The following is a 10,216-nucleotide window of genomic DNA, read 5'->3' as shown; positions in this document are numbered from 1 at the left end:
TAATAAGTGGGCGATCGGTATGGCCCACGATCGAGCCACTTCTCAACCGGAAATCTATAAAAAAGCCAGTGTTTTTAGTATGGTCGGTGTGGAAGTGGACGGTATGGATGTGGTCGCCGTTCATGCCGCCGCCAGAGAAGCCGTGGCTCGGGCCCGCGCCGGTGAGGGACCGACTTTAATTGAGGCCTTAACCTATCGTTTCCGGGGTCACTCTCTGGCAGATCCCGACGAGTTACGCAGTGCTGACGAGAAACAATTCTGGGGCGAAAGAGATCCGATCACTCGCTTTGCCGCCTACCTCTACGAGCGAGATCTGGCCACGAGAGAGGAATTAAAAGAAATCGAGCAGAAAATTCAAGCTGAAATCGAGGAAGCGGTTAAATTTGCCGAATCTAGCCCCGAACCCGATCCTAGTGAACTAACTCGCTTTATTTTCGCTGAAGACGAGTAATTTCAGTGATCGGTGATCAGTGATCGGTGATCAGCTGCTGAAGGCAAGAGGCAAGAGGCTCTAAAAAAGAATTTGGCAATTCTCCTACCTAAAAAGAAGGTTAGAAACTAAATACATCAAAGCTTTTAGCTTAACCAATTAGGTTTTAGATTCGGTCGAATTTTTTCTTGACTAATCACTGTTTACTGATCACTGTTTACGCGACTGTCAACTAAGGTATTCTATGAGGGGGAGAAGAAAAATCCCGCCTCGAAGATGGTTGCTGTTGAAAAAATCCGTAAAAAATAGTTGCGCTCTTGTATAATCCGCTAAAATCCAGAGAAATAGCTTTTGCCATGGCGACTACAGAAGCATTGAACCCAAGTCAGTTCTCACTCTTAACCAACCTCACCGCTGATCGTTCAAGTTCACCCAACCCACAACAAGAAATGGACAAAGTTATCATTCTCGTTAATGCCGAAGCTCAAGCCAGTGGTCAGATGTCTCGGCTATCGCCCGTTACCGAAAAGATGGTGATTGCCTTAAAAAATGCGGTTCCTAAATCCTTGGCGGTGGAGGTGACGGGGACGGCTTCTTTGTGGTCAAAAATGGAGTCGGGTAAAACCGGCCAAAATAATTTAATCTGGTGTCCCTTAACAATTCAATTACCCAATTGGGTGAATTTTCCTGGCAAAAAAGTTTATCAAGCTTGTCGGGATATCGAGGAAAGACGCACTTGGGTTGCCCAGACCCTGCACTATAAAACCAGTCAGGGAGATTCCTCTTTTGGGGATCTTTGGTTGCCGATCACGGTGACATCTAAGGGTTTAGAATACGGTGAGGTAATCGGGGAGGGTATGATCCCTAACGCCTACAGTCAACCGATTAGTCTAGAAAGAGAGAGTCTTAAGTCTTTACATCGGCTGGCAGCGCAATTACTGGATAATTTACAGGCTCCTGCTTCCGTTTATTTGCTACAGTTTCGTCTGGCTCATCGAGAAGTGGTTTTTGATCGTCTCTGGCCTTTTCCTGCCGCACCTGCGATCGCTTCTCTGCGCGGTCAACAGACAGACCTCTATGCAGCCTACTGGAATTGTTTACGTCGGCAAGCAATGCTCGACCATTCCTTGGCAATTTAATCCAGTAGCAGAGAAAAACTGTCTAACTTTGGCCACAACAGCGATCGATCCCTAAGCTATCTAAAATTAAATCACTGACGGCGTTAGCGATCGGCTGGTGTGGGGAGCGGGGAGCGGGGAGCAGGGGACAAGGGGAGAAGGATATTGTTTGAAGGTGGAATAAGATGCGATTGGCAATGGAGAAGCAAGGTTTTTGAGCCACTAGCTTTCAAAATCTTGCACCTCTTCCGCTAAAAAAGCTCCAAAATCCTTACTTCGTCTATATTGCACGTTTATTCAGCCAACCCTAATTATTGGTGCTGCCCAAGAAATCGCCTCCCTGCAGCTTAGCAGTAATCTATTAAGTTGACAAAAGCGATACTTTGGCAGAATATTGAGCGTAGTAGCCGCCATAAAAACACTGCCTTTGTCCGTTCAATCTCTCGAAAATGCCGAAATATTCGCTAATTATTCCGATTTATAACGAGGAAGAAACCATCCGAGAACTCTATCGTCGTGTCAGTGCCGTCATGGATAGTTTAGATGATTCTGTGGAACTGATTCTGATTAATGATGGCAGTGGGGACCGATCCTTAAAATTAATGCGGGAACTACAGGAAAGAGATGCTAGGGTCTGTTACATTAGCTTTGCTCGTAACTTTGGCCATCAGGCAGCAGTAACTGCGGGACTCAATTTCGCTAGGGGTCAAGTTATTGTTGTCCTCGATGCCGACTTGCAAGATCCACCGGAATTGATTCCCAAAATGATTGAGTCTTGGCAAGCAGGTTATCATGTGGTTTACGCCCAGAGAACAAAACGGAAAAAAGAAAGTTGGTTTAAACGCCTGACTGCCTACGTTTTCTATAGATTGCTGGGACAATTAGCCGACGTGGATATCCCTGCGGACACGGGGGATTTTTGTCTGATGGATCGTCAGGTAGTGGACCTATTAAATTCTATGCCAGAACGGAATCGTTATATTCGCGGTTTGCGCGCTTGGATTGGTTTCCAACAAACTGCTGTTAAATTTGAGCGGGATCCCCGGTTTGCCGGGGAAGTCAAGTACACTTTTAAAAAATCCCTAGCTTTAGCGATTAATAGTTTGGTGTCTTTTTCTAAGATTCCCCTGCGTCTTTCCACTTATTTAGGCTTATTTTCTGCTTTAATTGCCCTGTTGATGGCTTTACTGGTTCTCTACTGGCGACTGCAGCAACCCGACTCTCCCGTTACCGGTTTAGCTACTATCTTGATCGCTGTGTTTTTCTTGGGTTCAGTACAATTGATCAGTATTGGCATATTAGGGGAATACATCGGTCGAATTTACGAAGAAGTTAAGGGCAGACCAGCCTATACAATCGCTGAGATCGCTGGGTTGGAAATTAATTAAACTTTTCAAACAACTATCAATTAATTCTTGTTGATTGATGACCTACGGACAAATAAACTTATGATGGATCAGAGAAAATATTTACCCGATCGATTGGCCGCTAATTTCGGAAAGTTTTTGATCATTGCTATTTTATTAATCGGAATTGGCCTACGATTTTTCAATGTAGAGCAAAAAGTCTATAGTGCCGATGAAGTTAGACGTATTATGCGTTTTTCGGGATACACGACTCAAGACGTGCGGGAGCAGGCTTTCAACGGTGAAATTATTGGCAGGAAAGACCTACAATATTTTCAATATCCTCATTCCGAACGCTCTCTATCCGATGCCTTGCGCTCTATGATGAGGAATCCAGAACATCCTCCCCTATACAATTTGTTAGCGCGCTTCTGGATGCAGTTAATCCCCATCGAACATTCGGCCAGAACTTTCTCGATTTTCTTAAGCATCCTAGCCATTGCTTGCCTTTATTGGTTATGCCTAGAATTGTTCGATTCTTCGCTAACGGCCTCGATTGCAATCGCTTTATTCGCTGTTTCTCCCCTTCGGATACTTTCGGCACAAAACGCTACCCAATATAGTTGCTGGACAGTGACAATTTTTTTATCAGGAATTGCTCTTTTACGAGCAATCCGTAAAAATACGCTTAAAAGTTGGCTCTGGTATAGCCTCAGTTTAGCCTTGACTTTTTATACTCATTTATTTTCTGCTCCCGTCGCCATCGCCCAAGCTTTATATGTGATTCTTCTAGAGAGATTGAAAATTACAAGGACAGTTGTTAGCTATGTATTGGCAGGTGTTGGCAGCTTAGTTTTATTTAGCCCTTGGCTATTCGTGATTTTTACCAACCTAGACAAAATTGATCGCAACACCCAATACTATCGACAGTTTAAGACTAATATCATCGAAATATCTCAAGCCTTATTCCGTCATACTGGTCATGTATTTGTGAATTTCTTTCACCGCAAAGGAAGATTAGAATCGGCTTTACATTTATTAATATTATTGTTAGTGGTTTATTCTCTTTACTATCTCATCCGATACGCATCGCCGAAAGTTTGGTTATTCCTCATAACTTTGATTGTTGTTCCGACACTGTTTCAAATTGTACCTGATTTATTAAAACCATCGATCCGCTCCCTACAAGCCAGATATTATATGCCGGCTTTTCTGGCAATCCGGATGGCTATATCCTACCTGATTGCCAGTTATATCGGCTCAAAATCGCCAAAAAATTGGCTGCACTATTTAGGACAACAAATCTTGCTAATTTTGCTGCTACTAGGTATAGTATCAGGTGTATTTCTGGGTTTAAATCCTGATGCGGCTTTAGATGATCAACGAGGTACGGCCAGTGGAGCTAATCTAAAAATCGCCCCTGTTTTAAACTCCATGACCAAGCCGATAGTCATCAGCGATAATACCCCTAGTTTCTTTTTGGCATTATCCTATTTAGTTAACGATCAAGTTAAGTTTCAATTATTTCAGGATGGCGATGTGGAATCCTGGCGGCAAAAACTCAATCTCAAGGAATTAGCCCAAAACTACAGTAATATCGTCGTGGCACATCCCGAAGAAGATTTTGTTAACTTCTTAAATGAACAGTACCCCATTCGCACAGAAAAATTAGCAGAGCAGCTAATAGAAATTAAACTCCAATAGCAAAGAAAAACTGTCTAACTTTGGCCACAACAGCGATCGATCCCTAAACTATCTAAAATTAAATCACTGACAGCGTTAGCAATGGCGAATTCACTATAAAAACTTTCACGAAAATCAAAAGCTTGCATCTCGGTAACGATCGCAATCACCAAGCTACCGAGATCGTTTTCCCCTTCCAAACGCTGACGCAGAAAAATTTGACTAGCACGTTCAGCGATAGTTTCATTAATAGCTTCGGGAATAAATTCCGCATCTAACCAACGATGTAAAGCGGTGCGCAGCCAAGTTTGTTCCTGTTGGGGATTTTCGATCGGTGGTAAAGTAATAGGCGGAATTGGTGGGGGATGATCAGGCATAATTAGAGAATGATCAGGCTACGAGACTGAATTCTTGGGGGAGTCGTGGATACCGCCTCTATTATACAAGGATACGCACGCGGTTACTTTCTCATGGCCGATGAGGGGGGCAGATTGGATTGGTATTCTAGTAAAAATCGCGCTCTTATCCCTCTTGATCGGCGTTTTAGGTATCCCACGTCCCTAAAACGAGTTTTGAATCAAAATCGCTTTACCGTGGCTATTAACCGCGATTTTGCTGGGGTTTGTGCCGGTTGTGCTGATCGCTCGCTGACTTGGATTTCCCCGGAGTTAATGCAAATTTATCAGCAATTACACCAGGGCGGTTGGGCTTACAGTTTCGAGACTTGGCAAGGGGATCAATTAGCGGGAGGGATTTTAGGTTTGGCCATTGGCGGGGTTTTTATCGGGGAATCGATGTTTTATAAAATTCCCGATGGTTCTAAGGTAGCCATGGTCAAGCTAGTCGAACACCTTAGAGAACGGGATTTCTGTCTATTTGATGCCCAAATGCAAAATCCCCATCTGGCTAGATTTGGGGCCTATACTATCTCCGAAAAAGAATATCATCCCCTACTTGAAGGCGCTCTGTTGAAGCATTGCCATTTTGTTTAAGTAGGGTTTGCGGCAAAAAGCTTTTCGGTGGTGGCAGGGTGTGGGGTGTGGGGTGTGGGGTGTGGGGTTTCATCGATTTTCAGGTGGTCAACTACCTAATTTTCAGGGAAAAAGTCCAGGAATTTTCCCCCCGATCCCCGCAATGGCTGGCACTTTTTGAGGGGAAAAAAGTCCAAAAGTCTTATCCAAAAAGGTTTTTAGATTTATTCAGCAAACCCTAAGTATTGTTTCCGATTGTGGCAGTCATCTTAATAGTGAGGTACTAATTTTTCGTTTTGGGGGGCCAGTCGTCACGATTCGGTCGTCAATAGCAAATTATGTTATACTTCATCTTTAAGAAAAAAGCTGTAAGAATCGACCTCGAAAATGTCTTGACCATCGAACCCGATTCAAGGTATTCTATCAGGGTAGATCAGACAGTAATAAAATTCAGATTTAAATTGGCAATGTTAAACCAGTTAAGAATTCTAATTGTTGATGATAATGAAGTAGATCGGATCGCCGTGCGCCGATTCTTAAGAACATCGGAGATGGCGATAGAAATAACAGAAGCCGCTGACTATCAAGAGGCTAAAGAAAAGATGTCCAATAATCTTTTCGACTGTATGTTTATCGATTATCTTCTACCCGATGGAGATGGTTTGACTTTGGTGCGGGAAATTCGGCAACAGGGACTTAAAATACCCCTAATTGTCTTAACCGGTCACGGAGACGAAGGAATTGCCGTAGATATGATGAAAGCCGGAGCTTCCGATTATCTGAGTAAATTTCGTCTTTCTGCCTCGCGCTTAAATCAAGCGATGCGAAACGCCCTACGCATCTATGAAGCGGAAGAAGAAGTGGCGATTGCCAAACAAGAAAAAGAGCAATTGGCTAGACAAAAAGAAGATTTTGTTTCGAGGATGACCCACGATTTGCGAACTCCCTTAGTGTCTGTCAATCATATATTAGAACTATTTCAAGAAGGTTTATACGGTGAGATTACTCCCGAAATGAGTCGAGTCATTCATGTGATTATTCGCAGTAATACAAATCTCTTGGAAATGGTTAATAATCTTTTGGAAGTTTATTGTTATGAAAACGGCGAAAAGACACTTAATTTTACTAAATTAAAGATTATCGATATTCTCGAAGAAGTCTGTCAGCAGTTAACTCCCCTTGCCCGAGAAAAAGGACTAGAATTAAGCTTAAATGCCGAAAATGCTGGGGAAATTTTCCTAACTGGCGATCGCTTGGAACTGCGGCGCGTTTTTACCAATCTCATCGGCAATGCGATTAAATTTACCCAAAAGGGTGATGTGAAAATTCATCTCATCCCCGCTACAGAGGAAGATACTTTTGTCACCATTGTCGTCGAGGATACTGGTATAGGCATTTCAGCAGAAGAACTACCCCGGATTTTTGAGCGCCTGTACTCCAGTTCCCCAGACAGTTCCAACAATGGGTTAGGACTTTATCTCTCCCGTCGCATTATTGATGCTCATGGGGGAACTATTGCCGTCACCTCAGAATTAGAACGGGGTAGTAGCTTTTCTGTCCGTTTACCTGTCTAGAAAGATCGATAATAGAAAAAATACTTTCTGCCGATCGGTCACTGTTAATGGCTTCTAATTGGGATATCTTGTTAATACAAGCGGCGCGTCAGGGCAATCTCGCGCGGGTTCAAGCTTTACTGAGTCAGGGGGCAAATGTCAACGCCACTGATGTGCAAAATACTACGGCCTTAATCTATGCCGTGCAGGGGGGTCATAGGGAAATTGTGGCGATTTTGCGAGAATTTGGGGCTGATATCAACAAAAGTAAACAACCTCAAGGTTTAACCCCTCTCATGTTAGCGGCTGCCCTCAATCACAGTGAAATCCTTGCTCAATTAATCGCCGTCGGCGCTAATGTCAATCAGCTCAATCAAGATGGTACACCAGCACTAATGATCGCCGTTTATAAGGGTCATACAGCGATCGCAGAACAGTTATTAACCGCCGGTGCTCGGGTCAATATGCGCGATCGGGATGGAGATACGGCTTTATCTGTAGCGATCAGACAAAATTACGCCGCAATTGTCCGTTTACTGCTCGATAGTGGTGTAGATGACGAAATACGTCAAGAAGCTTGGTTACAGGCTCTCACCGCCAATTGCCCAGAAATCCTCGAATTGTTTATTACCCGTGGTATGCCCCTCGATTCTCCCACTTTATCCGGGGAAACTCCCCTAATTTTGGCTGTAGAGAGGGGAAATCTCGGCAGCGTGCAAACTTTACTGCAAGCGGGAGCAAATCCGAACATCAGCACGGAGGAGGGAGAAACTGCCCTCATGATCGCTGCTGCTGAGGGATATTTCGATATTGTCCGACTTTTACTCGCTAAGGGGGCTAGTATTGACAATCAAAATCAGGCTGGGGAAACGGCTCTGCATTTAGGGACGATCGAAGGACATCTAGAGATCGTCCAGGCCCTAGTACAAGCCGGCGCTTTTGTCAATCACCGCAACCATTTTGGTGATACACCCCTGATCATCGCCACGGTACAAGGATACGAAGCGATCGTTTTAGAATTGTTAAAACAGGGGGCGGAGCCTAACCTAACTCAGCAGGGAGAAACACCATTAACTTTAGCTTTACAGCGCCAATTTACGGAAATCTGCCGTTATCTCCTCGACTACGGGGCTAATCCCAACGCCGTTTATCCCGATGGCAAAACCGTCCTCATGAAAGCTTGTGAGGGCAATAATAGTCAACTGGTGCGCCGGTTAATCGATATCGGCGCCGATGTCAATAAACTCGATTTTAGCGGCGCTTCCCCTTTAATGTGGGCGAGTTATCACGGTTGTCTCGACACGGTTAAAGTTTTGTTAGACGGGGGAAAAGTGTACTTAAATCAGAAAAATCAAGGGGGAATGACCGCTTTAATGTTAGCTAAATTTAATCACCATCACGCGATCGTTTCTTTATTAAAACAAGCAGGAGCGATCGAGTAAGCTGCCCACGCATTTAAATTGCTTGTTGAGATGAGGCGATCGGCGATCGGCAGGAGATAGGGTTTTAGGGTTTTAGGGTTTTAGGGTGTTAGTTGAAATTCCCCCACTTCCCCACTTCATAATTCATAATTCATAATTCCCATCTCCCCACTTCCCCACGAGAAACTTTTTGCCGCAAACCCTAGGTAGTCAACAGCTTACCATGACCACGGTGATATTATCGGAACCGCCAGCTTTTTTGGCCGCTGCCACTAAATTTTCGACAATTTCCTGACAATCGGCACCGGTTTGCAAATAATCGCTAATTTCCTCGTCGGACAGTTCTTCCGTCAAACCATCACTACAGAGAATTAAACTATCGCCGGATTGCAGATCGAGGGGAGATACCGTCACTGGGGGCAAATCGCAACGACCGAGACATTGAAATAAAACGTGCCGCCAAGGGTGGTTTTTGGCTTCTTCTTCGGACAGATCGCCCATTTTTATCGCCCTAGCTACCCAGGTATGATCCTCCGTCACCTGTTCTAATTTTTGCTCACGAAAGCGATAGAGACGGGAATCACCAATATGGGTGTACCAAGAGCCATCATCTCGGAAGATAGCCATGACTAGGGTTGTCCCCATGTCCTGTCTTTCGGGATTTTTCAGCTGATCTTCGATAATCTTCTCGTTAGCGACGGTAATTGCCTCCTGCAGCAATTCCCCGGCAGCCCGGGGCGAATTCCAGTGTTCTTCTAGATGAGCTTGGATAGTTTCAGTGGCGATTTGACTAGCTTCCTGGCCCCCCGCATGACCCCCCATACCATCGGCAACGATAAAAAAGCGCCGCTCGGGGTCGATATAATAACTATCCTGATTAACCGATCGCACTACACCAGGATCGGTCAGTCCTCCAAAAGAAAGATTGTTCATCGAAATTTCTGCTGCTAACACAATAATTATTATCCTGCGATCAATTACATCATGCGATCCTGACGTTCAATTTTTCGCCAAAGTCTCAAGAGGGCTATCCCCGGCAGCAGCGAAATCGCCATCGGCACTAAAGTTAACCAACCAAAACCACTGACGAATAGAAGCGTCGCTGAGATAAGCAAAGCACTGATCAGTAAAGTATAGTTGGTTCCCATTTGAATCATACCCAATCGCCGCAAAAGTCGATCGGATTCGCTGGAACGTACCCGGACACGGATATCACCCCGTTCTAATTTTTCGATCGTATCATCGATGCGTCGGGGTAAACTCAGGGCGGTGCTGCTCACTTGGGCTGCTTGTCGTCCTAACTCATCGAGGATATTACTGCCATTATTTCCTGTCATATCATTTACTAATTGCAGGGCAAAAGGTTGGGCCACTTCCATAAAGTTAAATTCGGGATCGAGTCCTTTGCCTACCCCTTCCAGGGTAGAAAATGCCCGCATGACAAAGGTAAAGGTAGCGGGAAAGCGAAAAGGCTGATCGTAGGCGATTTCATAGAGATCATCGCTGATAGAGGCCACGGATTGCTCCTCAAAGGGTTTATCCATGAAGTTATCGAGCATATACTGGATCGATCGCCGCACTGCTCCCATATCACCATTAGCAGTTAATGCTCCTAAATCCACCAGAGAAGTGACCACGCGATCGGCATCTTTTTGGGCAATTCCCAAGAGAGTCTGCATTAATTTTTCGCGCAC

Annotated in this window: 10 protein-coding genes and 1 pseudogene; 8 read left to right on the top strand and 3 right to left on the bottom strand. The window is 44.6% G+C overall.

Features of this window, described 5'->3' with window-relative positions; all coding sequences use genetic code 11:
• From PX484_RS01280 to PX484_RS01265, 4 genes are all read left to right on the top strand, one after another.
• Positions 1 to 451, top strand: a 451-nt coding sequence (locus tag PX484_RS01280) for a thiamine pyrophosphate-dependent enzyme (RefSeq protein ID WP_288102690.1), incomplete at its 5' end; no start/stop codon positions are given.
• A gap of 335 nt (positions 452 to 786) precedes the next feature.
• Complete coding sequence (locus PX484_RS01275) at positions 787 to 1,569, top strand: hypothetical protein (protein ID WP_004163915.1); 783 nt, start codon at positions 787 to 789, stop codon at positions 1,567 to 1,569.
• A gap of 428 nt (positions 1,570 to 1,997) precedes the next feature.
• Entirely contained in the window at positions 1,998 to 2,936 is a 939-nt protein-coding gene (locus PX484_RS01270; protein ID WP_287765650.1) for a glycosyltransferase family 2 protein, read from the top strand.
• Between the two features lie 60 nt (positions 2,937 to 2,996).
• On the top strand, positions 2,997 to 4,598 hold the full coding sequence (locus PX484_RS01265) for a glycosyltransferase family 39 protein (RefSeq protein ID WP_287765648.1): 1,602 nt from the start codon (positions 2,997 to 2,999) through the stop codon (positions 4,596 to 4,598).
• A gap of 14 nt (positions 4,599 to 4,612) precedes the next feature.
• Here the strand turns inward: PX484_RS01265 and PX484_RS01260 are convergent, their stop codons facing one another.
• Positions 4,613 to 4,954, bottom strand: a complete 342-nt coding sequence (locus PX484_RS01260; protein ID WP_004162710.1) for a DUF8822 family protein — start codon at positions 4,952 to 4,954, stop codon at positions 4,613 to 4,615.
• Between the two features lie 45 nt (positions 4,955 to 4,999).
• On the opposite strand from PX484_RS01260, the gene aat reads away from it, so the two are divergent.
• The 4 genes from aat (at position 5,000) to PX484_RS01245 (ending at position 8,543) form a co-directional block, all read left to right on the top strand.
• Positions 5,000 to 5,569: a leucyl/phenylalanyl-tRNA--protein transferase gene (gene aat / locus PX484_RS01255; RefSeq protein WP_004163918.1), complete on the top strand. Its 570-nt coding sequence runs from the start codon at positions 5,000 to 5,002 to the stop codon at positions 5,567 to 5,569.
• A gap of 38 nt (positions 5,570 to 5,607) precedes the next feature.
• The gene (locus PX484_RS25595; protein ID WP_043997880.1) at positions 5,608 to 5,790 is read left to right on the top strand and encodes a hypothetical protein; all 183 of its coding nucleotides are present in this window, start codon (positions 5,608 to 5,610) and stop codon (positions 5,788 to 5,790) included.
• A 225-nt stretch (positions 5,791 to 6,015) separates the two neighbouring features.
• A complete protein-coding gene (locus PX484_RS01250) occupies positions 6,016 to 7,122 on the top strand; it encodes a hybrid sensor histidine kinase/response regulator (protein ID WP_287765645.1) in 1,107 nt (368 codons plus the stop codon).
• Between the two features lie 41 nt (positions 7,123 to 7,163).
• The gene (locus PX484_RS01245; protein WP_502845971.1) at positions 7,164 to 8,543 is read left to right on the top strand and encodes an ankyrin repeat domain-containing protein; all 1,380 of its coding nucleotides are present in this window, start codon (positions 7,164 to 7,166) and stop codon (positions 8,541 to 8,543) included.
• Positions 8,544 to 8,732: 189 nt separating this feature from the next.
• Here PX484_RS01245 and PX484_RS01240 read toward each other — a convergent pair whose 3' ends face one another.
• Both PX484_RS01240 and PX484_RS01235 read right to left on the bottom strand, forming a co-directional pair.
• On the bottom strand, positions 8,733 to 9,455 hold the full coding sequence (locus tag PX484_RS01240; RefSeq protein WP_288102689.1) for a Stp1/IreP family PP2C-type Ser/Thr phosphatase: 723 nt from the start codon (positions 9,453 to 9,455) through the stop codon (positions 8,733 to 8,735).
• Positions 9,456 to 9,499: 44 nt separating this feature from the next.
• Positions 9,500 to 10,216: pseudogene (locus tag PX484_RS01235) on the bottom strand (AarF/ABC1/UbiB kinase family protein); the annotation flags it as partial.

It is taken from the genome of Microcystis sp. M49636_WE2 (assembly GCF_030065375.1).
Classification (GTDB): Bacteria; Cyanobacteriota; Cyanobacteriia; order Cyanobacteriales; family Microcystaceae; genus Microcystis; species Microcystis aeruginosa_C.
This window is presented reverse-complemented; position numbering and strand designations above follow the sequence as displayed.

Bases quoted from the DNA above. Each gene is read 5' to 3' on its own strand.
- PX484_RS01265 (WP_287765648.1), top strand. From the start codon at position 2,997: ATGATGGATCAGAGAAAATATTTACCCGATCGATTGGCCGCTAATTTC.
- PX484_RS01260 (WP_004162710.1), bottom strand. From the start codon at position 4,954: ATGCCTGATCATCCCCCACCAATTCCGCCTATTACTTTACCACCGATC.
- PX484_RS01270 (WP_287765650.1), top strand. From the start codon at position 1,998: ATGCCGAAATATTCGCTAATTATTCCGATTTATAACGAGGAAGAAACC.
- PX484_RS01275 (WP_004163915.1), top strand. From the start codon at position 787: ATGGCGACTACAGAAGCATTGAACCCAAGTCAGTTCTCACTCTTAACC.
- PX484_RS01250 (WP_287765645.1), top strand. From the start codon at position 6,016: ATGTTAAACCAGTTAAGAATTCTAATTGTTGATGATAATGAAGTAGAT.
- PX484_RS01240 (WP_288102689.1), bottom strand. From the start codon at position 9,455: ATGAACAATCTTTCTTTTGGAGGACTGACCGATCCTGGTGTAGTGCGA.